General features: G+C 67.8%; 23 protein-coding genes. 12 read left to right on the forward strand and 11 right to left on the reverse strand.

Annotated elements, in window-relative coordinates; genetic code table 11:
- Position 1 precedes the first annotated feature (1 nt).
- From rnc to ABFG95_RS21455, 4 genes are read left to right on the forward strand one after another with little or no spacing between them, the layout of a single operon-like run.
- Entirely contained in the window at positions 2 to 763 is a 762-nt protein-coding gene (gene rnc / locus ABFG95_RS21440; protein WP_049072173.1) for a ribonuclease III, read from the forward strand.
- The gene (gene era / locus ABFG95_RS21445) at positions 760 to 1,650 is read left to right on the forward strand and encodes a GTPase Era (protein WP_006393488.1); all 891 of its coding nucleotides are present in this window, start codon (positions 760 to 762) and stop codon (positions 1,648 to 1,650) included. Before rnc ends, era begins: the two co-directional genes overlap by 4 nt.
- Positions 1,643 to 2,230 (forward strand): DNA repair protein RecO, encoded by a 588-nt coding sequence (gene recO / locus ABFG95_RS21450; RefSeq protein ID WP_006393489.1) that lies wholly within the window; start codon positions 1,643 to 1,645, stop codon positions 2,228 to 2,230. Before era ends, recO begins: the two co-directional genes overlap by 8 nt.
- 18 nt (positions 2,231 to 2,248) lie before the next feature.
- The gene (locus ABFG95_RS21455; RefSeq protein WP_049072177.1) at positions 2,249 to 3,166 is read left to right on the forward strand and encodes a LysR substrate-binding domain-containing protein; all 918 of its coding nucleotides are present in this window, start codon (positions 2,249 to 2,251) and stop codon (positions 3,164 to 3,166) included.
- 33 nt (positions 3,167 to 3,199) lie between these two features.
- On the opposite strand, the gene ABFG95_RS21460 is transcribed toward ABFG95_RS21455, so the two are convergent.
- From ABFG95_RS21460 to ABFG95_RS21500, 9 genes are all read right to left on the reverse strand, one after another.
- On the reverse strand, positions 3,200 to 4,297 hold the full coding sequence (locus tag ABFG95_RS21460; RefSeq protein WP_348994907.1) for a pyridoxal-phosphate dependent enzyme: 1,098 nt from the start codon (positions 4,295 to 4,297) through the stop codon (positions 3,200 to 3,202).
- 3 nt (positions 4,298 to 4,300) lie between these two features.
- Entirely contained in the window at positions 4,301 to 5,278 is a 978-nt protein-coding gene (locus tag ABFG95_RS21465; protein WP_348994908.1) for a succinylglutamate desuccinylase/aspartoacylase family protein, read from the reverse strand.
- Between the two features lie 31 nt (positions 5,279 to 5,309).
- Entirely contained in the window at positions 5,310 to 6,272 is a 963-nt protein-coding gene (locus ABFG95_RS21470; protein ID WP_175144320.1) for a tripartite tricarboxylate transporter substrate binding protein, read from the reverse strand.
- A 90-nt stretch (positions 6,273 to 6,362) separates the two neighbouring features.
- On the reverse strand, positions 6,363 to 7,646 hold the full coding sequence (locus ABFG95_RS21475; protein ID WP_348994909.1) for an MFS transporter: 1,284 nt from the start codon (positions 7,644 to 7,646) through the stop codon (positions 6,363 to 6,365).
- 4 nt (positions 7,647 to 7,650) lie between these two features.
- On the reverse strand, positions 7,651 to 8,568 hold the full coding sequence (locus tag ABFG95_RS21480; protein WP_348994910.1) for an aldo/keto reductase: 918 nt from the start codon (positions 8,566 to 8,568) through the stop codon (positions 7,651 to 7,653).
- Between the two features lie 67 nt (positions 8,569 to 8,635).
- Positions 8,636 to 9,346 (reverse strand): Bax inhibitor-1/YccA family protein, encoded by a 711-nt coding sequence (locus ABFG95_RS21485; RefSeq protein ID WP_006393496.1) that lies wholly within the window; start codon positions 9,344 to 9,346, stop codon positions 8,636 to 8,638.
- 150 nt (positions 9,347 to 9,496) lie between these two features.
- The gene (locus ABFG95_RS21490; RefSeq protein WP_348994911.1) at positions 9,497 to 10,153 is read right to left on the reverse strand and encodes a hypothetical protein; all 657 of its coding nucleotides are present in this window, start codon (positions 10,151 to 10,153) and stop codon (positions 9,497 to 9,499) included.
- A gap of 60 nt (positions 10,154 to 10,213) precedes the next feature.
- Positions 10,214 to 10,669, reverse strand: coding sequence for a DNA polymerase III subunit chi (locus ABFG95_RS21495; RefSeq protein ID WP_049072187.1), 456 nt, complete (start codon positions 10,667 to 10,669; stop codon positions 10,214 to 10,216).
- 22 nt (positions 10,670 to 10,691) lie between these two features.
- Positions 10,692 to 12,197 (reverse strand): leucyl aminopeptidase, encoded by a 1,506-nt coding sequence (locus ABFG95_RS21500; protein ID WP_063583533.1) that lies wholly within the window; start codon positions 12,195 to 12,197, stop codon positions 10,692 to 10,694.
- 55 nt (positions 12,198 to 12,252) lie between these two features.
- On the opposite strand from ABFG95_RS21500, the gene lptF reads away from it, so the two are divergent.
- Positions 12,253 to 13,353, forward strand: coding sequence for an LPS export ABC transporter permease LptF (gene lptF, locus ABFG95_RS21505; RefSeq protein WP_054416769.1), 1,101 nt, complete (start codon positions 12,253 to 12,255; stop codon positions 13,351 to 13,353).
- A 120-nt stretch (positions 13,354 to 13,473) separates the two neighbouring features.
- Here lptF and ABFG95_RS21510 read toward each other — a convergent pair whose 3' ends face one another.
- Positions 13,474 to 14,394 carry a LysR family transcriptional regulator gene (locus ABFG95_RS21510; RefSeq protein ID WP_049072197.1) on the reverse strand — a complete coding sequence of 307 codons (921 nt, stop codon included), beginning with the start codon at positions 14,392 to 14,394 and terminating at the stop codon, positions 13,474 to 13,476.
- Positions 14,395 to 14,565: 171 nt separating this feature from the next.
- Between ABFG95_RS21510 and ABFG95_RS21515 the strand changes: the two genes are divergently transcribed.
- The 4 genes from ABFG95_RS21515 (at position 14,566) to ABFG95_RS21530 (ending at position 18,967) form a co-directional block, all read left to right on the forward strand.
- Positions 14,566 to 15,783 (forward strand): ABC transporter substrate-binding protein, encoded by a 1,218-nt coding sequence (locus tag ABFG95_RS21515; protein WP_049072200.1) that lies wholly within the window; start codon positions 14,566 to 14,568, stop codon positions 15,781 to 15,783.
- A gap of 97 nt (positions 15,784 to 15,880) precedes the next feature.
- A complete protein-coding gene (locus ABFG95_RS21520) occupies positions 15,881 to 17,374 on the forward strand; it encodes a CoA-acylating methylmalonate-semialdehyde dehydrogenase (RefSeq protein WP_049072202.1) in 1,494 nt (497 codons plus the stop codon).
- 93 nt (positions 17,375 to 17,467) lie between these two features.
- Positions 17,468 to 18,412, forward strand: coding sequence for a CysB family HTH-type transcriptional regulator (locus ABFG95_RS21525; protein WP_049072204.1), 945 nt, complete (start codon positions 17,468 to 17,470; stop codon positions 18,410 to 18,412).
- A gap of 225 nt (positions 18,413 to 18,637) precedes the next feature.
- On the forward strand, positions 18,638 to 18,967 hold the full coding sequence (locus ABFG95_RS21530; RefSeq protein ID WP_006389316.1) for a DUF2325 domain-containing protein: 330 nt from the start codon (positions 18,638 to 18,640) through the stop codon (positions 18,965 to 18,967).
- Positions 18,968 to 19,172: 205 nt separating this feature from the next.
- Here the strand turns inward: ABFG95_RS21530 and ABFG95_RS21535 are convergent, their stop codons facing one another.
- A complete protein-coding gene (locus ABFG95_RS21535; protein WP_049072205.1) occupies positions 19,173 to 19,832 on the reverse strand; it encodes a C40 family peptidase in 660 nt (219 codons plus the stop codon).
- Between the two features lie 313 nt (positions 19,833 to 20,145).
- Here ABFG95_RS21535 and ABFG95_RS21540 point away from each other — a divergent pair, with 313 nt between their 5' ends.
- The 3 genes from ABFG95_RS21540 to ABFG95_RS21550 are packed head-to-tail and all read left to right on the forward strand — an operon-like array spanning position 20,146 to position 23,776.
- Entirely contained in the window at positions 20,146 to 22,035 is a 1,890-nt protein-coding gene (locus tag ABFG95_RS21540; protein WP_054416770.1) for a propionate--CoA ligase, read from the forward strand.
- Positions 22,032 to 22,439, forward strand: coding sequence for a heme-binding protein (locus ABFG95_RS21545; protein WP_049072207.1), 408 nt, complete (start codon positions 22,032 to 22,034; stop codon positions 22,437 to 22,439). Before ABFG95_RS21540 ends, ABFG95_RS21545 begins: the two co-directional genes overlap by 4 nt.
- Positions 22,436 to 23,776, forward strand: coding sequence for an MFS transporter (locus ABFG95_RS21550; protein ID WP_054416774.1), 1,341 nt, complete (start codon positions 22,436 to 22,438; stop codon positions 23,774 to 23,776). Before ABFG95_RS21545 ends, ABFG95_RS21550 begins: the two co-directional genes overlap by 4 nt.
- Positions 23,777 to 23,858: the final 82 nt, after the last annotated feature.

The raw sequence follows: 23,858 nt of genomic DNA on the forward strand, positions 1-23,858 counted from the left end.
TATGTCGCTAGCCACGCTAGAAAACCGGCTGGATCATCACTTCGGTGATCCAGCACTGCTTGAACAGGCGCTGACCCACCGCAGCCATGGTGCGCGCCACAACGAGCGCCTGGAGTTCCTCGGGGATTCCGTGCTCAACTTCGTCGTCGCGGCGATGCTGTTCGAGCGTTACGCGAAAATCGACGAGGGCGATCTGTCACGCCTGCGCGCCAACCTGGTCAAGCAGGCTTCGCTGGCGGACATCGCCCAGCGCCTGGAGCTGTCCCAATACCTGCGCCTGGGCGAAGGCGAACTGAAGAGCGGCGGTTTCCGCCGGCCGTCGATCCTGGCCGATACGGTCGAAGCCCTGTTCGGCGCGGTGTTCCTGGACGCTGGTTTCGACGCTGCCCGCCGCGTGATCGTGCGCCAGTACCAGCCGGTACTGGCCTCGGTCGACCCCAAGACCCTGGGCAAGGACGCCAAGACCTTGCTGCAGGAATTCCTGCAAGGCCGCAAGCTGGCCTTGCCCGTGTACACCGTGGTGGCCACGCACGGCGCCGCCCACAGCCAGCAGTTCGAGGTCGAATGCGCCATTCCGGCGCTCGAGATCAAGGTGAACGCGCCCGGCGCCAGCCGCCGCGCGGCCGAGCAGTCGGCCGCCAAGCTGGCGCTGGAGGCGGCGCAGGCCATCAGCCCGGCGTCCAAGGCCGCCCGCAAGTCGGGCAAGGCGCGCAAGACCGCGCAGTTGTCGCTGCCCGTGGCAGTGTCCCAAGAGACTAAATGAGCGATACCCCTTTCCGTACCGGTTTCGTGGCCATCGTCGGCCGCCCCAATGTGGGCAAGTCCACGCTGACGAACGCGCTGATCGGTTCCAAGATCTCCATCGTGTCGCGCAAGGCGCAGACCACGCGCCACCGCATCCACGGGGTGCTGACGCGCGACCACGAACAGTTTGTGTTCGTCGATACGCCGGGCTTCCAGACGCGCCACGGCGGCGCCATGAACCGCATGATGAACCGCGTCGTGACGCAGGCGCTGGCCGACGTCGACGTGGTGGTGCACGTGGTCGAGGCCGGCAAGTGGTCGGAAGGCGACGCCAAGCTGCTGCCGCTGCTGCCGGCGCCGGAACGCACCATCCTGGTCGTCAGCAAGATCGACGCGCTGAAGAACCGCGACGAGTTGTTCGCGTTCGTCTCAAAGATCATGGCGCTGCATCCGTTCGGCGCCGTGGTGCCGGTCAGCGCCACCAAGAACCAGCAGCTCGACCAGCTGCTGCAGGAAATCGCGGCGCGGCTGCCGGAAGGCGAGCCGATGTTCGAGGAAGACACCCTGACCGACCGGCCGATGCGCTTCATCGCCGCGGAACTGGTGCGCGAGAAGATCTTCCGCCTGGTCGGCGACGAACTGCCCTACGGCTGTACGGTCGTGATCGAGCAGTGGGAAGAGACCGACAAGGGCGCGCGCATCGCCGCCTGCGTCGTGGTGGAGCGCGACAGCCACAAGCCGATCCTGCTGGGCACTGGCGGCATGCACATGAAGCGCATCGCCTCCGAGGCGCGGCAGGACATCGCCAAGCTGCTGGACAAGCCGGTGCACCTGGAGATCTACATCAAGGTGCGCAAGGGCTGGTCCGACCGCGAGAGTGCGCTGCGCGACCTGGGCTATGAGTAGACGGGCGCCTCGCGTCCAGGATCGCCCGGGATACATGCTCCACGCCACCGCGTGGCGCGAGACGTCCCTCATCGTTCAGACTTTCTCGCGCGACCACGGCTGTGTGGCCATGGTCGCCAAGGGCGCCAAGCGCCCGTATTCCGTGCTGCGTCCGGTGTTGTCGGCGTTCCAGCCGCTGCTGCTGTCGTGGACCGGCAACGGCGAGGTCAAGACCCTGACCCGCGCCGAGATCATGGGCGTGCGCGCCCTGAGCGGCACCGCGCTGATGTCGGCGTGGTACATGAATGAACTGCTGCTGCGGCTGCTGCCGCGCGAGGATGCCCATCCGCTGCTGTTCGACGCCTACGACATGGCGCTGCAGCAGCTGTCGGGCGGCACGCGCGCGGCGGGCGCCTTGCGCCGCTTCGAATGGACGCTGCTGCGCGAAACCGGCTACGGCGTCGATGAGGCCGAACCCGATTTCGACGACCCTGTCATCGAGCCGGCGCTACGCCGCGACCTGCGCGAACGCCTGGCCGAGAACCTGGCGGGCCGGCCCCTGGCCACGCGCCGGGTGCTGATGGACCTGCAGCGTATCTGAACCCGCGGGGCGCCGGCCATGACCTTCACGCTCAAGCAGGTCGAGACCTTCCGCACCGTCTATGAAACGGAAAGCGTGACCGCCGCGGCCCGGCGGCTCGATGTGTCGCCGGCCACGGTCAGCGCCACGCTGGCCGCGCTCGAGGCCAGCATCGAATTGCGGCTGTTCGAGCGCGTGCGCCAGCGCATGCAGCGCACGCCCGAGGCCACGCTGCTGTACGAGGAAATCCGCCGTTTGAACGTCGGCCTGGAAAGCCTGGGCCGCAAGATCCGCGCGATCCGCGGCGCGGCCCAGCCGCGCCTGCGCATCGGCTGCATCCATGCCTACAGCGGGGCGATCGTCAACGCTACCATCGCGCGCTTTCGCGAGCGTTATCCGGACACGCCCCTGTATCTGCAGATCCGCGATTCGAACACGCTGCGCGACATGGTGGTGTCGGGCGAACTCGATCTGGCTGCCGTGGCTGATGAGTCGGAACTGGAGGGCCTGCGCGGCCACCGCCTGGCCAGCCTGCGGGCCGTGACGGTGTTCCCGGACGGCCATCCGCTGGCGCGCCTGGAGCAGGTCGGCCTGGCGCAACTGGCCGAGGTGGACGTGATCGCCCTGAATGCCGAGGATGCCTCGCGCCAGCGGCTGGACGCGCTGGTGCTACAGGCCGGCCTCGGCCTGCGCGTCGCGATCGAGACGCCCTACTCGAGCACGGTGTGCCAGCTGGCGCTGGCCGGCCATGGCGTCGGCATCGCCAATCCCGCCACCGCGGTGGGGCTGGAAGCCGCGGGCTTGTGCCACCGGCCGCTGGCGGCGCCGGTGCATTTCGAATGCCACATGATCCTGCATGGCAGCCGGCCGCTGTCGGAGGCTGGCAAGTACTGGGCGACCTGCCTGCGCGCGGCGTTGGCGCCGTTGGTGGAACGCTACGGCGTCAAGCGCGGCTGACGGGCGCGCGGCCCGCGCAGCCGTTGCCGCCGCCTAGCCGCGGCGGCCGTCCGCCGTCAGGATCAGCACCACCGACGATTCCGCATCCAGCTGGCCGGCGCGGCGCAACCGCGTGACCGCCGCCAGCGCGGCGGCCGACGACAGCTCCGTAGCCAGTCCAAGGCGCTCCAGCCGCTGCTGCGCCTGGGCGGCGGCGGCATCGGAGACCTCGACCGGCGAGCCGCCTGAGCGCGTCAGCGCCTCCAGCGATTGCAGCGTGACCGTGCCGCCGGCGATCGAGTACTGGTCGGTGGCCCCTTCCCACAGGCCGCGCGCATCGCCCGCGGCGCGCGCCCGCGACAGGCGGGCGTACGGCTCGACCGCATGCAGCCGTGGCAGCCGGGGGATGCGGCCGGCGCGCAGCAATTGCTGCCAGCCCATCAGAATGCCCCACAGCAGGTCGCCGCGCGCGGTCGGCACGACGATGTTGGTGGGCAGGCCGCAGCGGTCGAACAATTCCTGTGCGATTGGCTTGTAGCCTTCGACGCCGTAGGGGTGTGTACCGACCGGCGGGTTGAGATAGTTGGTGCCAGCGAAAGCGCCCTGGTTGCGGCACAGGTCGGCGACATGGGGCCAGCGGCCCAGGCTGTCGTCGAACGCGGTCAGACGGGCGCCGAAGCGCTGCATGGCCTCGCGCTGCAGCGGCGGGCAGTTGCGGGTGATGGCGATGTCGGCCTGCAAACCGGCGGCGGCGCAATAGGCCGCCAGCGAGACGCCGGCGTTGCCGCTGGAAGCCGCGGCCACACGCGTGGCGCCGGCCAGCCGGGCGCGCGACACCAGTTGCGCGGCCATGCGGTCCTTGTGGCTGCCGGTGGGGTTGGCGCTCTCGCATTTGAGCCAGAGCCGGCCCACGCCCTCGGCCTGCGCCAGCGCGGGCGCATCCAGGCAGGGCGTGGCGCCTTCACCCAGTGTGACGGGGTCCAGCACCGGCAGGTCGATTGCGTCGCCAGAGCCTGCGGCGTACTGGCATTCCAGCGACGCGGGATGGCCGGCCTCCAGGCAATGCGGGCAGCCTTCCGAGTAGTCGGCGGGCGGCAGGTGGCTGTCGCAGCGGATGCAGCGCAGGCCGGACAAGCGGGGGTTCATCAGCATGGGTCAGTACAACGAGGCAAGGGAGTCCAGGGGAAGGGCGGGCGCGACCTGCAGCAGGCAGTCGCCGTCGTCGCTGCGGGCGATGGCGCGCAGGCAGACGACGGTGCCGGCCTGCGGGCTGGCCAGGGCGCGCGCGGGCAGATCGGGGCGGGCGGGTTCTATGAGCTGGCCGATGGTCTGGCCGGCGGTCACGGTCTGGCCCAGATCGACGGCGGGGATGAACACGCCCGGTTCGCGGCCGCGCAGGGTGGCGGCCGGCGCGTCCAGGTCGTGCAGCAACGGGGCCGGCTGGCGTGGCGTGGCGGCGGCCAGCAGGCCCAGTTCGGCCAGGCAGCCGAGCAGGCCGTCGCGGCAGCGTTCCACCAGCGCGCGGGTGGTTTCGCCGCCGCCGCCGATTTCCGCGCTCAGGCGCAACACGCCCAGGCGGCTGGCGGCGGCCGGCATCGAACCGGATTCGCCGCCGCGAAAGAAGACGCAATGCGGCATGCCGAAGGCGCGGGCCAGGGCCGGCAGGCGTTCATCATAGGGATCATCACCATAGCGCGTGACAACCGAAGACGGCAGATAGCGCAGCGACGCGCCGCCGCTGTGGACGTCCACCAGCGCCTGGATGCGCGGCAGCAGCCGCGCCTCCAGGGCGGCGGCCACGCTCTCGGTATAGCCGCGCGCCGGCGCGCCGAGGAAGGCGCGGTTCAGGTTGCCGCCGTCGGAGGGCGACAGGCGCGTGCCCGCCAGCGAGGCCTCGGCATTGGCGGCGGGCAGCAGGTAGACCGTGCCACGCTGCAGGACGCCCGGCAGCAGTTGCCAGAGCTGCAGGATGGCCGCCTGGCCTTCCCATTCGTCGCCATGCACGCCGGCCATCAGCGCCACGGCCGGCCCGGGGCCGGCCTCGATCTTCAGCACCGGGATGGTCACGCGCCGGTAGGCCGAGGCGTTGGTGGCGGCGGCGCAGCTGAAGTCTTCGCGGCTTACCTTGATCATGGCGTGGCTTCCGGTCGCGGGCGAGGGTGAATCAATCCAGCGTGGTGCCGGCGGCCTTGATGAGATTTTCCCATTTGGGCAGTTCCTTCTGGATCTGGGTCTGGACGTCGGCGGGCGCGCCGCCGAGCGGCTCCTGCGAGCGGCTGCGCAGTTCACGCGCGACGGGTTCCGCCCGCAACGCGGCGTTCATCGCCGCGTTCAGCCGCGCGATGACGGCGGGCGGCGTGCCGGCCGGCGCCACCAGCGCGCTCCAGGCCGATTGCTCGTAGTCGGGATAGCCTTGCTCGGCCACTGTCGGCACATCCGGGTTGGATGTCGCGCGGGCCTTGGTGGTGACTGCCAGCGCGCGCAGGCGGCCATCCTTCAGGTTGCCGATCAGGGGCGGCAGGTTCTCCATCATCGAATCGACGTGGCCGCCCAGCAGGTCGGCCAGTTGCGCGGCCGTGGCCTTGTAGGGAATCTGCCGCACCGCCGCGCCGGTCTGGGCGATGAACAGCTTGACGCCGACTTCGCTGGTGGTGCCGGGATCGGCCGACGTCATGGTCAGGCGGTCGGGCTGGGCGCGGCTGGCGTCGATGAAGCTCTTGAGATCGCGGTAGGGCGAGGCGGCGTTGACGACGATGACGTTGGGGGTTTCGGCCACCAGCCCGATCGGCGTGATGTCGCGGTCCAGGTCATAGAGCTGCTGCTTGAAGAGATAGCGATGCAGCACCAGCGTGCCGACGTGGGCGTAGCCGATGGTATAGCCGTCGGCCGCGGCGCGCACCAGCGCCTGGGTGCCGATGCGGCCGCCCGCGCCCACGCGGTTCTCGATGACTACCGGCTGGCCCAGCACGCGGCTCATTTCCTGGCCGACCAGGCGGGCGGTGATGTCGGCGTTGCCGCCGGCGGCGGCCGGCACGATCATCGTGATGGGCCGTTCCGGGTATTCGGCCAGCGCGGGCTGCGCGGTCAGGCAAAGCAACAGGGCGGCAAGGCTGGCGGAGCGTTTCATGACGGTTCCCGGGACGTTGAGGGCTGCGCTATTGTGCGGCGGCCGCGTCGGGATTCCGTTTGGTTTTATCAGATGGGTGTTTGAAAGAATCTAAGGTTGCGGCGGCTGGCGGTCGGCCTTGCGTCCCAGGCCATAGCCGAGCGCCGCCGCGGCCAGCGCGCAGAGCGCGCCCAGCAGGGCGATCAGCGCCACGCCGTGTCCTAGCGCATCGACCCCGGCCTTGACCCAGCCGCTGGCCGCGTCGCCAGCGCGGTAGACCACGGTGTCGATGACGTTCTTGGTCTTGTATTTGTCCTCGGGCGAGACCGCGGTGAAAAGCATCTCGCGTCCCGGCTTGACCAGGGCGTATTCGCCGGCGCGTCGCAGGATCATGGCCACGGCCAGCACCGCGAACACCGGGTAGGCCGCCAGCGCCAGGAACGCCAGCGCCATGGCCAGCGGCACCGCCGCCATCAGTAATCGCACGCCCAGCCAGGCGGCGACGCGGCCGGTGAGGAATAGCTGCGACAGCAGCGCCAGGACCTGCACGATGAAGTCCAGCGTGGCGAAGACGCGGATACGCTGCGCTCTGTCCGGGAAGGTCTCGGCCACCAGCCGCGCCTGCTCCATGTATAGGAAGGTGCTGAGCGTGGCCAGCAGCAGCACCAGCACGGCGATACCCAGCAGGTAGGGCGACTGGAACACCCGCGACAGTCCGGCCAGCATGGCGCCCGGGATCGGGCGCGCCAGTTCGGCGGTCTCGGCCTCGGGGCGGGTCGCGGCGCGCCAGCGCAGCAGCCAGCGCTTGAGCGGCAGCGTCGCCGTCAGCAGCAGCGCCGACAACAGCAGCAGGCCCGCCGCGCCGAGCGTGCCCGCCAGCAGGCCGCCCAACAGGGGGCCACACAGTCCCCCGGCGCTGGCGCCGGCGGCGATGAAGGCGAACAGGCGCTTGGCCGACGCCATGCGGAAGACGTCGGCCATCAGGCTCCAGCCGAGCGAGACCACGAACAGGTTGAAGACCGACAACCACACGTAGAAGCTGCGCGCGGCCCAGACGCCATCGGGTTGCCAGTGGAACAGCGCCGCGTAGCCGGCCATGGTGGCGGCGAACACCGCGTAGGCCCAGGTCACCAGCGTGGCGCGCGGCACCCGGCCAGACAGCCAGCCGAACAGCGGCACCACCGCCAGCATGGCCAGGAAGGTGGCCGTGAACAGCCATTGCAACTGGTCGACGCCGGCCTGGATGCCCAGCGTCTCGCGGATCGGCCGCAGCATGAAATAGCCGCAGAACAGGAAAAAGAAGAAGGCGAAGCCGCAGGCGCCCGCCGCCACCTCGCCGGGCTGGATCCCCAGCGCTTGCGCCGCCCGCTGGCGCCAGGAGCCGGGGGCGCGCATGGCTTCAGCCCAGCAGGGCGGCGATGCGTTCGCGCAGCGCCGCGTCCGGTTGCGGACCGAAGCCGGCCCGCGCGTTGTCCACCATGTTGGCTGGCTTGGAGGTGGCGGGGATGACGGCGGTCACGGCGGGATGGCCGATGATGAATTTCAGGAACAACTGCGCCCATGAGGTGCACTCGATTTCACCGGCCAGGGCCGGCAGCGGCCGGTCCCGGACCTGGCGGAACAGCGCGCCGTCCTGGAACGGGCGGTTGATCAGCACCGCGACGCCGTTGGCCTGGCAGGCCGGCAGCAGGCGCTTTTCGGCATTGCGCGCGCCCACCGACAGATTGATCTGCAGGAAGTCGGGCTTTTCCTTCTCGACCAGCTCGGTCAGTTCGTCATGGGCGGCGTCGGTGTAGTGCGTGATGCCGAGGTAGCGCGTCACGCCCTGCTGCTTGAGGTCGCGCAGCAGCGCCAGCTGGTTGCGGGTGTCGATCAGGTTGTGGACCTGGATCAGATCGAGCTTCTGCGTGCGCAGCGCGCGCAGCGAGTTCTCGATCTGGCGCCGGGCCGCCTCGTGGCCCTGGGTGCTGATCTTGGTGGCCAGGAACACCAGCGGACGCCGGTCCGGCTCGCGCGCCAGCAGCGCGCCGGTGACGGCCTCGGCCTGTCCGTAGCTGGGGGCGGTGTCGATGAGCGAACCGCGCGCCTCCAGCAAGGCGTCCACCACCTGCGCCAGCGGCGCCATGGCGGCCGCGTCCGAGGGCGACACATTGAAGGTGTCGGCGGTGCCCAGGCCGATCACCGGCAACATGTCGCCGGCGGCCCCGATCGGGCGGGTCAGCATCGGCCGCTGGAGGCTCAGGGCGCTTGCCGTCCAGGACTGGGCCAGCAGCGGCGCGCAGGCGGCGGCCCGCAGGAATCGACGGCGATCAGGCATGGCTCGCTCCAATGAAAAAGGGCCTGCATGGTTCATGCAGGCCCTTGCGACTGTGACAGCGGCGCGCTTACTCGCGGTTGCCGCCGAAGATGCCCAGCAGCATCAGCAGGTTCGAGAAGACGTTGTAGACGTCCAGGTAGATGGCCAGCGTGGCGGACACGTAGTTGGTTTCGCCGCCGTTCACGACGCGCTGCAGGTCGACCAGCATGAACGCCGAGAAGATCACGATGGCCAGCACCGAGATGGTCAGCATCAGCGCGGGCAGTTGCAGGAAGATGTTGGCCAGGGCCGCCACCAGGATCACGACGGCGCCGATGAACAGGAATTTCTGCAGGCCGGACAGGTCGCGCTTGATGGTGGTGGCCAGCGTAGCCATCGTGCCGAACACGATCGCCGTGCCGCCGAAGGCCGTCATGACCAGCTGCGAGCCGTTGCTGAAGCCCATCACGAAGCCGAGCAGGCGCGACAGCATTACGCCCATGAAGAACGTGAAGGCGAGCAGCAACACCACGCCCAGCGAGTTGTTCTTGTTCTTCTCGATGGCGAACATCATGCCGAAGGCGCCCACCAGGAACACGATGGCGGACAGGCCCGGGCTGGCGCCCATGACACGATTGATGCCGGTGTACAGGCCGACGGCCGCGCCCAATACGGTCGGGATCAGCGAGAGCGCCAGGAGCCAATAGGTGTTGCGCAGCACTTTGTTGCGCACGACCTCGCCCGGCGCGCCGGCGAGGGTGCCGGAACGGTTAAAGGGGGACGGACGGTATTCGTTCATGGAGGACTCCTGTGTACGGCAGAAATTGATTTGCCTAGAAGGCTTAGATGCCAAGGATACCTTACAGTTCCCTGAAGAATCCAGTTTTCGGAAGCATTAGCGCGCAGGGCGGGCAGGCATGACCCTGTTATGGGGATGGTCAAGCCGGTTTCAACCGGGCCTGACGTCCTGCATCACCCGCGCCACGATACGCGGTAGTTCCTCGTCCATGCGTGCCTGGATCTGTCCAATGGCGTCGGCCAGGGCCTGGCGCATGACCTGTTCGACTTCCGCCTGCAGGCGGGCGGCCAGCACCGAGGCCTGCGGCGATGCGGCGGCCGGGGCGGCTGGCGCGACCACCGCGGCGGGCGACGGCAGGGCGGGCGTATCGGTCGCTTCAGCCGGACGCGGCGCGTCGGCGCCGTGCCGGGCGACATCGGTCAGCAGCGGGAAGGCATCGTCATCCCGGGCGGCGTCGGTCAGCAGCGGGAAGGCATCGTCATCCCGGGCGGCGTCGGTCAGCAACGGGAAGGCGTCGTCATCCCGGGCGGCGTCGGTCAGCAACGGGAAGGCGTCGTCATCCCGGGCGACGTCGGTCAGCAGCGGGAAGGCGTCGTCATCCCGGGCGACGTCCGTCAGCAACGGAAAGGCGTCGTCACGCCGAGCTATGTCGGTCAGCAGGGGGAAGGCGTCGCTGTCATGGGCGGATTCGCGCCCGCGCGCCACATCGGTCAGCGGCGCGATGTCCGGCGGCGTGGACGGCGACAGCGTCGGCTCGGCCCGCTGGGTCAAGGTGGGGATACCGGGGTCGGAAGGGCGGTGGGGCATGGGGGCTCCCGAGGGTCGAGATGGCGCCGCCGGGGGCGGCGCGGGAGGCGGAGAGGGCGGTCAGGCGCCCGGCTGCCGTTGGCTCAGGTCGTGGCTTTGCGGCGTGTGGCCGGCGCCCTGATAGACGCGCCAGCGCTGGCGCGCGGCCTGCTTGTCGTCGGGATCGTCCGAGACGATCTCGAGCAGCCGCTCGAAGGTCTCGAAGCCCGGCGGGCAGTTGTCGTCGAGATTGAGCAGCCAGGGCGAAGGGCCGTCGCCGGCGGCCTGCGCCGCCTGCTGCGGATCGCCGGCGGTCAGGACGACGGGCGTCTCGGCCGCCAGCGGGTCATTGGCCAGGACATGCGGCACGAACGAGGTGTCGTCGAAGGCCCACAACATGCGATCGAAGGCCGCCAGGCGCGAGCCTTCTTTACAGTACACCACCAAGCGTTGCCCCGCCAGGTAGCGCTTGCGCACCACCTGGCAGGCCATGCGCAGGCGGTCGGGCGCGCCGAAGGCGAAGTCGATGCGCGTCATGCCGGTTTCCGTGCGTGCGGGGTCAAGCCTGGTCCAGCAGGAACTGCATCAGCAGCGGCACGGGACGGCCGGTGGCGCCCTTGTCCTTGCCGCTCTTCCAGGCGGTGCCGGCGATGTCCAGGTGGGCCCAGCGGTAGGCCTTGGTGAAACGCGACAGGAAGCAGGCGGCCGTGACGGCGCCGGCCGGGGGGCCGCCGATGTTGGCCAGGTCGGCGAAGTTGGACTTGAGCTGGTCCTGGTAGGCGTCATCCATCGGCATGCGCCAGGCGGTGTCCAGCGCCTGGCGACCGGCGGCCGACAGGGCCTCGGCCAGCGCGTCGTCCTTGGTGAACAGGCCCGTGTTGACGTGGCCCAGGGCCACCACGCAGGCGCCGGTCAGGGTGGCGATGTCGATCACGGTGGACGGCTTGAAGCGCTCGGCGTAGGTCAGCGCGTCGCACAGCACCAGGCGGCCTTCGGCGTCGGTGTTGAGGATCTCGATGGTCAGGCCGGCCATGCTGGTGACCACGTCGCCCGGCTTGTTGGCCTTGCCGCTCGGCAGGTTTTCGCAGGCCGGGATCAGGCCGATCACGTCCAGCGGCAGTTCCAGCTCGGCCAGGGCGCGGAACGAACCGAGCACGCTGGCGGCGCCGCACATGTCGTACTTCATTTCGTCCATGGTGGCGGCGGGCTTGAGCGAGATGCCGCCAGCGTCGAAGGTGATGCCCTTGCCGACCAGCACGATCGGGCCCTCGGATGCCTTGGCGCCCTTCTTGGCGGGCTTGCCGGCATGGCGCAGGACGATGAAGCGCAGCGCTTCCTCGGAGCCGCGCGCCACCGACAGGAACGAACCCATGCCGAGTGCCTCGACCTGCTTGCGGTCCATGACCTCGACCTTGAGCGACTTGTATTCGCGCGCCAGGCGCTTGGCGGTGTCACCCAGGTAGGTGGGGGTGCAGATGTTGCCAGGCAGGTTGCCCAGGGTGCGGGTCAGTTCCATGCCGTTGGCGATGGCGGCGCCTTCGCGCAGGCCCTTCTGGACCTGGGCGGCGTCCGCGCGCTCGACGATCTGCACGATCTTCTTGAGCTTGGGACGGGCGTCGCGGTCGGGCTTGCCGAAGCTGGCATCGTAGTGATAGGTGGCGCTGCCGGCGGCGATGGCGGCGCTGCGGGCGCGGGCAACCAGGGGCACGTCGGCGATCGGGTTGGCGACCAGGGTGGACACCCCTTCGGTCAGCTGGGCCGCGACGCAGGCGGCGGCGAAGGCCTGTTCGGCCGAGGCGTGGGCGCGGGCAGCGTATTCATCCTGCTTGCCCAGGCCCACCAGGACCACGCGCTGGGCCGCCACGCCCGGCAGGGAACGCAGCACCAGGGTGGAACCAGCGCGGCCGCGGAACTCGTTCTTGGCGACGGCGCGCACGGCGCCGTTGGAGGCGCGGTCGATCAGGTCGGCCGCGGGGCTCAACACGCCGTCGGCGTAGACCCCGACCGCCAGCGCGGCGGTTTTGATCTGGTGCAGGGAAGCGGTGGTCTGTGTGCTAAATTCCATGAGGGTTTCCCGTGTGCGTCTGTATGATGCGGTCGATTATCCCGCATATTCTCCCATGTCTCTATTCAAACGCTCTGTCGTCAGCGAGATCACCAGTCACGCTGGCGTTGTCTTTTCCACGTTGCTCATCGTATGGCTCAGCGTGCTGCTGGTGCGCCTGCTCGGTGAGGCGGCGGGCGGCAACATCGGGGCGGACGTCGTGCTCGTGCTGGCCGCGCTGTCCACCATCACGGCCCTGCCGACCATCCTGGCGGTGTCGGTCTTCATTGCGGTGCTGACCACGGTCACGCGCAATTACCGGGAATCCGAGATGGTGGTGTGGTTCGCCAGCGGCCTGTCGCTGGCGGACTGGCTCAAGCCGGTGCTGCGCGTCGCCATTCCCGTGGCCATCGCGGTGGCCGGGCTGACGCTGGTGGCCGCGCCCTGGGCCTATCGGCAGATCGGCGAATACCACGAACGCTTTGAGCAGCGCTCCGATCTGTCCAAGGTCACGGCGGGCCAGTTCGCGGAATCGGCGGGCGGCAACCGCGTGTTCTTCGCCGAGGATCCGGCCAAGCCGACCGACGAACTGGGCAACGTGTTCGCGCGCGAGACCGGGCCGGAATGGCTCAGCGTCCTGACCGCCAGCAGCGCCCACAGCGAAACCCTGCCCAACGGCGACCGCTTCCTGGTGCTGGGCGAGGGCCATCGCTACGACCTGAAGCCAGGTACGCCCGAGATCCGCCTGGTGCACTTCGATAAATACGGGCTGCGCCTGGAAAGCAAGGGCGGCGACGACCCGGTCGCGTCCGCGCGCGCCGCCGCCGAACGCTCGGCCAAGGCGCGCACCACCCCGCAGCTGATGGCCGACAACACCACCAGCAGCTGGTCGCAGGTGATGTGGCGCATCTCGCTGCCGTTGGCCGCGCTGAACCTGGCGCTGCTGGCGATTCCGCTGGGCGCCGTCAACCCGCGCCTGGGACGTTCGGGCGACTTGCTGATCGCCGGCCTGGTGGGCCTGCTGTACATGAACCTGATCAACCTGTCGCGCGCCTGGATTTCCAACGGCAAGCTCAGTTTCGGCGTCGGCACCGTGGCGATCCACCTGGTGGTGGCCGCCTTCACGGCCTTCCTGTTGATGCGCCGCCTGCGCGTCAAGGCGCCCAAGAACAGCTAGCGGCCCGACCCGCGGCCCGCCCCAGGGACGCGGGGACATGCCGGACGGGCCGCCAGCCTCGGCGTCCCGCTGCCGGGCCTGGCCGTCGGCGCGGCCTGACCCGCGCCGCCGCTGCCGGTTTCAGGGCAGGTATTTCATCGTGCCGCGCTTGCCGGCCAGCAGGTCGGCGTTCTTCAGCACCGACTTGCGGATGAACTCCCACAGCACCGTCACGCGCTTGAGCTTGCGCAGGTCTTCGTGGCAGTACATCCAGAACGAGCGGGTGATCTCCACTTCCTTTTCCAGCACCGGCTTGAGCCTGGGGTCCTGCGCCGCGATGAAGCAGGGCAGGATGGCCAGCGACTGGCCCTGCAGCGCCGCATGGTATTGCGCCACCACGCTGGTGCTGCGCAACACCACCCGGCTGGCGGGCAGCAGGTCTTCCAGGTAGCGCAGGCGTTCGCTGAACAGCAGTTCGTCGACGTAGCCGATGAAGCTGTGGCCGGCCAGGTCGGCGCGGCCGCGGATCGGCGGATGGCGCGCCAGGTACTCGGGCGTGCCGTACAGGCGCAGCGTGTAGTCGCACAGCTTGCTGCACACGTAGGGCCCGCGCTGGGGCCGTTCGATTGTGATGGCCAGGTCGGCCTCGCGCTTGGACAGGCTGACGAAGCGCGGCACCGGCAGGATGTCCAGCGTGATGTGCGGATAGCGCCGCTGGAAATCGGCCGCCAGCGGCGTCAGCACGTAGCTGCCGAAACCCTCGGTGGCGCCGATGCGCAGGTGGCCGGACAGCGCCTGGCCGATCCCGGACAGCGTCTCGCGGGCGCTGTGCACCGTGCTCTCCATCTGCTCCGCGTGTACGAACAGGCGCTGGCCGTCCTCGGTCAGCACGAAGCCGGCGCTGCGCGATTTCTCGAACAGCAGCGTGTCCAATTCGGCTTCCAGGGCGCGGATACGGCGCGAGACCGTGGTGTGTTCGACGCCCAGCTTGCGCGCCGCGGCGCTGACGCGCTGGGTTCGCGCGACCTCCAGGAAATACCGGAGGCTGTCCCAATCCAGCATGTTTTTCGTCCCCGCATTGATTGTGCATTGATGCACAAGGAATGTGCATTTCTGGTGTTGCTTGTTGATTTTCACACATCTACACTGGGTCGGCAGCCCTGGGGGTAATGCTCCGGGAGCCGCGGGTCGCGAAGACGGCCCCATAACGCATAAAACTCAGGAGACAAATCCATGGAATTGCACGCACGCGGGCTGGCCGCAGGCTTGTGTCTGGGCGCAGCGCTGTTGGGCCAGGCGTACGCGGCGGATAAACCGCCGGTGAAGATCGGCATCCTGACCGACATGTCGGGCACCTACGCCGGCATGGGCGGGCCCGGTTCGGTGGCGGCGGCGCAATTGGCTATCGACGATTGCCTGGCGGCCGAGTGCAAGGGCATGAAGATCGAGCTGGTGTCGGCCGACAACCAGAACAAGGCCGATGTGGGCGCGGCCAAGGCGCGTGAATGGTTCGATCGCGACGGCGTCACCGCCATCGCCGACCTGACCAATTCGGCCGTGGCGCTGGCGGTGCAGGGCATCGCGCGCGAAAAGAACAAGGTCGTGATGTTCTCCGGCCCGGCCACCACGGCGCTGACCAACAAGGAATGCTCGCCGGTCGGATTCCACTGGATGTTCGACACCTATTCGCAGTCCGCCGGCGGCGCCAAGGCCACGGTCAGGGCGGGCGGCAAGTCCTGGTACTTCATCACCGTCGACTACGCCTTCGGCCATTCGCTCGAGGCCGACACGGCCAAGGCGGTCAAGGCGCTGGGCGGCACCGTCGCCGGCAGCGTGCGGCATCCGTTGAACGCGCCGGACTTCGCCTCCTATCTGCTGCAGGCGCAAAGCTCCAAGGCGCAGGTCGTGGCCTTGGCCAACGGCGGCCAGGATACCGTCAACGCGGTCAAGCAGGCGCGCGAGTTCGGCATCGTGGCCGGCGGCCAGCGCCTGGTGTCGCTGCTGATCTTCCTGTCGGACCTGCGCGCGCTGGGGCTGGAGAGCGCCCAGGGCCTGTCGTACGTGGACGGCTTCTACTGGGATTACGACGACGCCACGCGCCAGTGGTCGACCCGCTTCGAGAAGGCCTTCCGCGGCCTGAAGCCGACCATGACGCAGGCCGGCGTGTACTCCAGCGTGCTGCACTACCTGCGTTCGGTGGCGGCCTCGGGCAGCACCGACGGCAAGGTGGTGGCCGACAAGATGCGCGAACTGCCGATCAAGGACCCGATCATGCGCAACGCTTCGATCCGCCCCGACGGCCGCGTGATCCACGACATGTATCTGTACGAAGTGAAAAAGCCGTCCGAGTCCAAGGGCGGCTGGGACTATTCCAAGCTGGTGGCCACCATTCCGGCGGCCGAGGCCTTCCAGCCGCTGGCCGATTCGGCCTGCCCGCTGGTGCAGAAGTAAGGCGCGGCGCGCCGCCAGGGCTCGCCCGGCGGCGCGCGCGCGAGATCCAAGAACGCGGAATCCATCCGCATCGACTATGCAGTGTGAGGAGCATCAAATGAGTGAAGTCCCCCGCGTTCCGCTATTGATCGGCGGCAAGCTCGTGCAGTCCAAGACCACCGAATGGCGCGACGTGATCAACCCCGCCACCCAGGAAGTCGTGGCCAAGGTGCCGTTCGCCACGCGCGCGGAACTGGACGAGGCCATCGCCAATTCCAAGGAAGCCTTCAAGACCTGGCGCAACAGCGGCCAGGGCGCGCGCATGCGCGTCATGCTGAAGTTCCAGGAACTGCTGCGCGCCAACACCGCCAAGCTGGCCGAGATGATCACCCGCGAGCATGGCAAGACCCTGCCCGACGCCGAAGGCGAAGTCGGCCGCGGCCTGGAAGTGGTCGAGCACGCCTGCTCGATCGCCAATCTGCAACTGGGCGAGTACGCCGAGAACGCCGCTTCGGGCATCGACGTCTACACGCTGATCCAGCCGCTGGGCGTGTGCGCGGGCATCACCGCGTTCAACTTCCCGGTGATGCTGCCGTGCTTCATGTTCCCGATCGCGGTGGCCTGCGGCAATACCTTCGTGCTCAAGCCGTCCGAGCAGGACCCGAGCTCGTCGCTGTTCCTGGCGCAGCTGGCGCTGGAAGCCGGCCTGCCGCCGGGCGTGCTGAACGTGGTGCATGGTGGTCCGGAAACGGCCAACGGGCTGTGCGAGCATCCCGACATCAAGGCCGTGTCGTTCATTGGTTCGACCCGCGTCGGCACCGAGATCTACAACCGTGCTTCGGCGGCCGGCAAGCGTTGCCAGTCGATGATGGGCGCCAAGAACCACTGCGTGATCCTGCCGGACGCCGATCCGGAAGTGGCGCTGAACCAGTTGCTGGGCGCGGCCTTCGGCGCGGCCGGCCAGCGCTGCATGGCCTCGTCGGTGGCCGTGCTGGTGGGCGAAGCCCGCAACTGGCTGCCCGATTTCGTTGAGCGCGCCAAGAAACTCAAGGTCAATTCGGGCATGGACCGCGCCGCCGACCTGGGCCCGCTGGTCTCGCCGAACGCCAAGAAGCGCGTCGAAAGCCTGATTCAGAAGGGCGTGGACGAAGGCGCCAAGCTGCTGCTGGACGGCCGCAACCTGAAGGTCTCCGGCTTCGAGCAGGGCAACTTCGTCGGCCCGACCGTGTTCGATGGCGTGACCGAGAACATGACCATCTACACCGAGGAAATCTTCGGTCCGGTGCTGTGCGTGGTCGGCGCGGAAACGCTGGAAGAGGCGGTGGAATTCATCAACCGCAACCCCAACGGCAACGGCGTTGCCCTGTTCACGCAGGACGGCGGCGCGGCGCGTTACTTCCAGAACAACATCGACGTCGGCCAGGTCGGCATCAACGTGCCGATCCCCGTGCCGGTGGCGTGGTTCAGTTTCACCGGTTCGCGCGGCTCCAAGCTGGGCGACCTGGGCCCCAACGGCAAGCAGGCGGTGCAGTTCTGGACCCAGACCAAGACCGTCACGGCGCGCTGGTCGGCCCATGCCAAGACCGTGAACACCACGATCTCGATGCGCTGAAAGAGGGACGCCTTGTCCTAAGCTTATATTAATAAGTTATATAACAAGGCGTCTTTATTACTTATAATTGGCCCGTCTATCAGGGGCCAATTCATGAACCTGCAGCAATTTCGTTTTGTGCGCGAAACCATCCGGCGCGACTTCAACCTGACCGAAGCCGCCCGGATGCTCTATACCTCACAGCCGGGCGTATCCAAGGCCATCATCGAATTCGAGGATGAGCTCGGGATCAAGATCTTCGAACGCCACGGCAAGCGCATCAAAGGGCTGACCAAGCCCGGCCTGGCCGTGTCGCAGGTGATCGACCGCATCATGCGCGAGGTCGACAATCTGAAGAAGGTCAGCGACGAATTCGCCCGCCGCGATGAAGGCGGCCTGGTGATCGCCTGCACCCACACCCAGGCGCGCTACCTGCTGCCGCGCGTGATCCCGGCGTTCCGCAAGCAGTTCCCCAAGGTGCACCTGTCGCTGGCCGAAGGCAGCCCGGCGCAGTTGGCCGAGATGGTGCTGCACGAGCAGGCCGACCTGGCGCTGGCGACCGAGTCGCTGGCATTGACGCCCGGCCTGGCGACCCTGCCGGTCTATGCCTGGGAGCACACCGTGGTGGTGCGGCCGGACCATCCGTTGGCCGAATTGACTTCCAGCGCCGCCAAGCGCCTGTCGCTGGCGCAGCTGGCGGAATACCCCATCGTGACCTATGACCGCGCCTTTACCGGCCGCAGCACGATCGACGAGGTCTTCGCCAATCAGGGCATCCACCCGGACATCGTCCTCGAAGCCATCGACGCCGACGTGATCAAGACCTACGTGGACGTGGGCCTGGGCATCGGCATCATCGCCGGGGTGGCCTACGATCCGCGACGGGATTCGAGCCTGGTCGGGCTGCCCGTGGGGCATCTGTTCGGCACCCACACCACGCGCGTCGGCGTCAAGGCCGGCGTGTTCCTGCGCGACTACGTGTACACCTTCCTGGAAATGCTGGCCCCGTCCCTGACCCGCGCGGTCGTGACCGAGGCGGTGCAGGGCGTGCCGAAATAAGCGCGGCGGCGTGTCGAGCCAAGGCGGTTCTTCGTTCGGGAGACCGCCTTTTTTCTTGCCCGTTGTCCGTCCAGGGCGCGGGGAAGCGCGGAGAAAGGGGTCGCTCGCTATCCCTTTCCATGAGCTCATAAAAATAATTAAATAAGAACCGATCTCATTTGAGTTGACTAAAAAATAGGAATCATTATCATTACATCCAGTCTCAACGACCCAGTGAGGTTCAACATGACGGCAGGATTGAGTGCAGTGGTAGTGGGGGCCGACAGGCTCGGCAACATCCCGGATCTGCTCAAAGGACACAACATTTCGATCACGCACCACATCAGTGGCCGTGATCCCTCGCATCAGAAGAAGACGTTGCAGCTGCCCTCGGGCACCCAGCTGGTCATCCTGTTGACCGACTTCCTGGGGCATAACGTCATGAAGACCTTCCGCAACGCGGCGCAGCGCGGCGGTATCCGGGTCGTGGCTTGTCGCCGTTCGGTGTGCAGCATGCAGCAGGCCCTGCAGCAATGCGGCCTGTGCGCGGGCGCCGCCGGAGCCGCGGTCCACTGACATCGTGCCGAGCCGCCACCAACACTGAAAACTGGGGAGGCCGAACAGGCCTGCGGCCCCGCGCCGCGAAGAGGAATGAAAAACGCCGCCGGACTGGCAAGTCCGGCGGCGTTTTGCTGTCTGGACCAGGCCGCGCGGCGGCGTGCGCGGATCGTGCCGTTCGGACGATGGCGCCGGCCAGGCCGGCCGGTCAGAATGGCAGGAATCAGTTGGCCGCGCGGGCCGTGGCCACCAGGCTGGTGTCGATGCGGCGGGCACCGTTGTAGCGCTTGGACCAGTACGCCATGGTCATGTTTTCGACGCGCACCACGCCGCCAGAGCTGGGCGAGTGCACGAAGCGGTCGTCGCCCAGATAGATGCCGACATGCGAATAGCGGCGGCCCATGGTGTTGAAGAAGACCAGATCGCCGGCCTTGAGCTCGTTCTTGTCGATGGACACGCCCTGTTGTGCGATTTCGGCGGCGTTGCGGGGCAGCTTCAGGCCCAGCGAGCGTTCAGCGGTGTAGGCCACCAGGCCGCTGCAATCGAAACCGGTATCGGGGGAGTTGCCGCCGAAGCGGTAGCGGATGCCCAGGTAGTTCAGGGCTTCGCTGACCATGGCGTTGTCGCTGTTGACACCGCTGTGGCTGCGCTGGCGTTCACGCTTGAATTTCTGCACCACCAGCATGCCGATGGGGTCATCGGCGGTGGCGACCCATTCCGTCTCGTACGGATCGATCTCGGACGTATAGGCGGTGGACTTTTGATTGGTGCTTGCACAACCCGCCAGACCCGCGACGCACGCCGCCAGCGCCAGCAAACGCAGACCGCGGTTTGCCTGGCCAGAGGATGAATTCAGTCGCGCGCTTTTGGAGTGTCGATGCATTCGCCTGGGGAAGGTTGCCGCCTGTTTCGCATTTTCCGGGTAATAAAGCGTCAAAAACGCTAAAAAACACCTGAATAGCGGGAATCAAGCAGCGAACCAACTGATATGTTGTCTACAACTTGCGGGGGATTCTACCAAACTTTTAAGACTGGTTCGTTACTGTAACCAGCCCGGCGCCCGTGCGGCGTAGACGCGTGGCAGAATTTTTTGACTTGCGGCAAGCCTGGTGCAAGGTTTGCCTACCAAAATGACCGAAGGATTCAAAAAGAAAGCAATCAGCCTTAAGGCGTATGCACAATAACAGGAGACAAAAATGCAAAAAACCCGGGATTTCCATTACCGCTCGGTACACGACCGGGAGGCCTTCTGGCGCGAGCAGGCCGACCGCGTGCATTGGGAGACGCCGTTCGAGTCGGTCCTGGATTTTTCCCGGCCGCCGTTCGCCAAGTGGTTCGTGGGCGGCAGGACCAACCTCTGTTACAACGCCGTCGACCGCTGGCTGCCGACCCAGGCGGACAAGCCGGCCCTGATCTGGGTCTCGACCGAGGTCGAGCGCGAACGTGTCTATACCCGCCAGGACGTCTATGAAGAGGTGAATGCGGCCGCGGCCATGCTGCAGGACCTGGGCGTGGGGCGCGGCGACCGCGTGCTGCTGTACATGCCGATGGTGCCCGAGGCGGTCTTCACCATGCTGGCCTGCGCGCGCATCGGCGCGGTGCACTCGGTGGTGTTCGGCGGCTTTGCCTCGGTCAACCTGGCGCAGCGCATCGATGATGCCGCGCCCAAGGTGGTGGTGTGCACCGACGGCGGCTCGCGCGCGGGCAAGGTGGTGCCGTACAAACCCTTGTTGGACCGGGCGCTGGGGTTGTGCAAGACGCCGCCGGCTTCCGTGGTGGTGTTCGACCGCGGCCTGGCGCCGTTCGAGCCGGTGCCCGGGCGCGACCTGGACTACGCCACGCTGCGCGCCGCCCAGCGCGGCGCCCGCGTGCCGGTGGCCTGGCTGGAGTCGTCCGAACCCAGCTACATCCTGTACACGTCCGGCACCACCGGCAAACCCAAGGGCGTGCAGCGCGACACCGGCGGTTACGCGGTGGCGCTGGCTTCGTCGATGGAGTACCTGTTCGACGGCAAGGCCGGCGATACGTTCTTCTGCACCAGCGACATCGGCTGGGTGGTGGGGCACTCCTATATTGTGTATGGCCCACTGATCGGCGGCCAGGCGACCGTGCTGTACGAAGGCACGCCGGTGCGGCCGGACGGGGCCATCCTGTGGAAGCTGGTGGAACAGTTCGGCGTCAACACATTGTTTTCGGCGCCGACGGCGGTGCGGGTGCTCAAGCGCCAGGATCCGGCCATGCTGCGCAAGCATGATCTGTCTTCGCTGCGGGCGGTGTACCTGGCCGGCGAACCGCTGGATGAACCCACCGCGCAGTGGATTTCCGAAGGGCTGGGCAAGCCCATCATCGACAACTATTGGCAGACCGAGTCCGGCTGGCCGATCCTGTCGGCACAGCCGGGCGTGGAAAAGGTGCCGACCCGTTTCGGCAGTCCGTCGTTCCCGGTCTATGGCTTCGATGCGCGCATCGTCAGCGAGTCCAGCGGCGAGGACCTGGGCCCCGACCAGAAGGGCGTGGTAGCCATCGTGCCGCCGCTGCCGCCGGGCGCCATGTCGACCATCTGGGGCGACGACGCGCGCTTCGTGCAGACCTACTTCACGTCGATCCCGGGCCGCCAGGTGTATTCCACCTTCGATTGGGGCCTGGTCGACGCGGATGGGTACTGGTTCATCCTGGGCCGCACCGACGACGTGATCAACGTGGCCGGCCACCGCCTGGGCACGCGCGAGATCGAGGAGTCGGTCAACAGCCACAGCGGCATCGCCGAGTGCGCGGTGGTGGGCGTGGCCGATGCACTCAAGGGGCAGGTGGCGATGGCCTTCGCCGTGCTGAAGAATCCGGCCACGGCGGAGACGCCGGAGGGCGCAAAGCAGCTGGAAGCGGATATCATGCGGCTGGTGGAAGATCAGCTGGGCGCGGTGGCGCGACCGGCCCGGATCCGGTTCGTGGGCGCCTTGCCCAAGACCCGCTCGGGCAAGGTGTTGCGCCGCGCCATTGTCGCGGTATGCGAAGGCCGTGATCCCGGCGACCTGACCACCATCGAAGACCCCACCGCCCTGGAACAGATCAAGGAGTCGCTGCAATGAATACCAAACCCGTGCTGAGCGCCGAAGACGTCAAGAAAATCCTGGCCGCGGCCGAAGCACACGCCCTGCAGAACAAGTGGGCCGTCACCATCGCCGTGTCGGACGATGGCGGCCACCTGCTGGGCATGCTGCGGCTGGACGACGCCGCGCCCATTTCCTCGCACATCGCGCCGGCCAAGGCCAAGACCGCGGCCCTGGGGCGCCGCGAATCGCGCGTCTACGAAGAGATCATCAACAATGGCCGCTATTCCTTCCTGTCGGCGCCGCTGATCGAAGGCATGCTGGAAGGCGGCGTGCCGATCGTGGCCAACGGCCACGTGGTGGGCGCGGTCGGCGTGTCGGGCGTGAAGTCCACCGAAGACGCCCAGATCGCCCAGGCTGGCATCGCCGCGCTGGGCCTGTGAGCCAGGAAACGCCGCGGCAGGCGCCCGATGGCGCCGCCGTCTCCGCCGGCGGGGCGGCGGACAGGAGTCCGCTGAACCCCGGCGTGGCCAAGCGCGAAGTCTGGGCCTGGGCCATGTACGACTTCGCCAATTCCGGCTACACCACCGTGATCCTCACGGCGGTGTTCAGCACCTATTTCGTCGGCGTGGTCGGCGGCCGCGCGCCGTGGGCCACGCTGGCCTGGACCGCGGCGCTGTCGCTGTCCTATCTGCTCATCATGCTGACGATGCCCACGCTGGGGGCGCGAGCCGACGCCCGCGCCGGCAAGCGGCGCTTGCTGTACAGCAGCACCATCGGCTGCGTGGCCGCCACGCTGGTGTTGACCCAGGCGGGGCCGGGCGACGTATGGCTGGCGCTGGCCGCCATCGTCATCTCTAATTACTGTTATTGCGTCGGCGAGTCCGTGGTGGCGGCGTTCCTGCCCGAGTTGGCCAAGCCCTCCGCGCTGGGCCGGGTATCGGGTTGGGGCTGGAGCTTCGGTTACTGCGGCGGCATGCTCACGCTGGGCCTGTCGCTGGTGGTGGTGAAGCTGGCCGAGGCCGACGGGCTCGACGCCGAGCATTTCGTGCCGCGTGTCATCCTGGTGACCTGTGCGGTGTTCGCGCTGGCGGCGCTGCCGTCGTTCTTCATATTGCGCGAGCGCGCGCGGCCTTCCGGCGAGCCGCAAGCGGCGCTGGCGATGCTCAAGCGCCTGGCCTATGCCTGGCGCGAGACCGGCCAGCATTTTCCCGAGTTCCGCCGCCTGCTGATGTGCATCGCCTGCTATCAGGCCGGCATTTCGGTGGTGATCACGCTTGCGGCGGTGTATGCCTCGGAGGTCATGGGTTTCACCACGCCGCAGATCATGCTGTTGGTGTTCACCGTCAACATCGGCGCCGCGGCCGGCGCGTTCTCGTTCGGCTATGTGCAGGACCGGATCGGCCACAAGCCGGCGCTGGCGATCACGCTGTGCGGCTGGATCCTGATGGTGCTGGTGGCCTACGCCGCGGTGACGGCGCCGGTGTTCTGGGTGGCCGCGACGCTGGCCGGCCTGTGCATGGGCACGACGCAGAGCGCGGGCCGCGCCATGACCGGCGCGCTGGCGCCGGCCGGACGCCTGGCCGAATTCTTTTCGCTGTGGACATTCGCGGTGCAACTGGCCGCGGTCATTGGCCCGCTGACCTACGGCCTGGTGACCTGGGCCACGCATGGCAACCACCGCCTGGCCATCCTGGTCACCGGGCTGTTCTTTGTCGGCGGCCTGATCCTGCTGTCGCGCGTGGACATGGCGCGCGGCCTGGCGCGCCGCGCCGCCTGACGGCGCGGGTGTTCGCCGCAACTGATATTCTTATGAAGTCCCGGACATCGCTGCGCCTGATGGCGGCGCGATGTCCGGCGGG

This window comes from Achromobacter sp. HNDS-1 (assembly GCF_040084795.1).
In the GTDB taxonomy this organism is placed as follows: Bacteria; Pseudomonadota; Gammaproteobacteria; order Burkholderiales; family Burkholderiaceae_B; genus Achromobacter; species Achromobacter ruhlandii.

Excerpts from the sequence above, each read along its gene's own strand:
- ABFG95_RS21545 (WP_049072207.1), top strand. The coding sequence starts at position 22,032 with ATGAATACCAAACCCGTGCTGAGCGCCGAAGACGTCAAGAAAATCCTG.
- ABFG95_RS21485 (WP_006393496.1), bottom strand. The coding sequence starts at position 9,346 with ATGAACGAATACCGTCCGTCCCCCTTTAACCGTTCCGGCACCCTCGCC.
- ABFG95_RS21475 (WP_348994909.1), bottom strand. The coding sequence starts at position 7,646 with ATGCGCGCCCCCGGCTCCTGGCGCCAGCGGGCGGCGCAAGCGCTGGGG.
- ABFG95_RS21535 (WP_049072205.1), bottom strand. The coding sequence starts at position 19,832 with ATGCATCGACACTCCAAAAGCGCGCGACTGAATTCATCCTCTGGCCAG.
- ABFG95_RS21510 (WP_049072197.1), bottom strand. The coding sequence starts at position 14,394 with ATGCTGGATTGGGACAGCCTCCGGTATTTCCTGGAGGTCGCGCGAACC.
- rnc (WP_049072173.1), top strand. The coding sequence starts at position 2 with ATGTCGCTAGCCACGCTAGAAAACCGGCTGGATCATCACTTCGGTGAT.
- ABFG95_RS21455 (WP_049072177.1), top strand. The coding sequence starts at position 2,249 with ATGACCTTCACGCTCAAGCAGGTCGAGACCTTCCGCACCGTCTATGAA.
- ABFG95_RS21515 (WP_049072200.1), top strand. The coding sequence starts at position 14,566 with ATGGAATTGCACGCACGCGGGCTGGCCGCAGGCTTGTGTCTGGGCGCA.
- ABFG95_RS21490 (WP_348994911.1), bottom strand. The coding sequence starts at position 10,153 with ATGCCCCACCGCCCTTCCGACCCCGGTATCCCCACCTTGACCCAGCGG.
- ABFG95_RS21470 (WP_175144320.1), bottom strand. The coding sequence starts at position 6,272 with ATGAAACGCTCCGCCAGCCTTGCCGCCCTGTTGCTTTGCCTGACCGCG.
- ABFG95_RS21530 (WP_006389316.1), top strand. The coding sequence starts at position 18,638 with ATGACGGCAGGATTGAGTGCAGTGGTAGTGGGGGCCGACAGGCTCGGC.
- ABFG95_RS21520 (WP_049072202.1), top strand. The coding sequence starts at position 15,881 with ATGAGTGAAGTCCCCCGCGTTCCGCTATTGATCGGCGGCAAGCTCGTG.
- ABFG95_RS21460 (WP_348994907.1), bottom strand. The coding sequence starts at position 4,297 with ATGCTGATGAACCCCCGCTTGTCCGGCCTGCGCTGCATCCGCTGCGAC.
- ABFG95_RS21480 (WP_348994910.1), bottom strand. The coding sequence starts at position 8,568 with ATGCCTGATCGCCGTCGATTCCTGCGGGCCGCCGCCTGCGCGCCGCTG.
- ABFG95_RS21525 (WP_049072204.1), top strand. The coding sequence starts at position 17,468 with ATGAACCTGCAGCAATTTCGTTTTGTGCGCGAAACCATCCGGCGCGAC.
- ABFG95_RS21540 (WP_054416770.1), top strand. The coding sequence starts at position 20,146 with ATGCAAAAAACCCGGGATTTCCATTACCGCTCGGTACACGACCGGGAG.
- lptF (WP_054416769.1), top strand. The coding sequence starts at position 12,253 with ATGTCTCTATTCAAACGCTCTGTCGTCAGCGAGATCACCAGTCACGCT.
- era (WP_006393488.1), top strand. The coding sequence starts at position 760 with ATGAGCGATACCCCTTTCCGTACCGGTTTCGTGGCCATCGTCGGCCGC.
- ABFG95_RS21495 (WP_049072187.1), bottom strand. The coding sequence starts at position 10,669 with ATGACGCGCATCGACTTCGCCTTCGGCGCGCCCGACCGCCTGCGCATG.
- ABFG95_RS21465 (WP_348994908.1), bottom strand. The coding sequence starts at position 5,278 with ATGATCAAGGTAAGCCGCGAAGACTTCAGCTGCGCCGCCGCCACCAAC.
- recO (WP_006393489.1), top strand. The coding sequence starts at position 1,643 with ATGAGTAGACGGGCGCCTCGCGTCCAGGATCGCCCGGGATACATGCTC.
- ABFG95_RS21500 (WP_063583533.1), bottom strand. The coding sequence starts at position 12,197 with ATGGAATTTAGCACACAGACCACCGCTTCCCTGCACCAGATCAAAACC.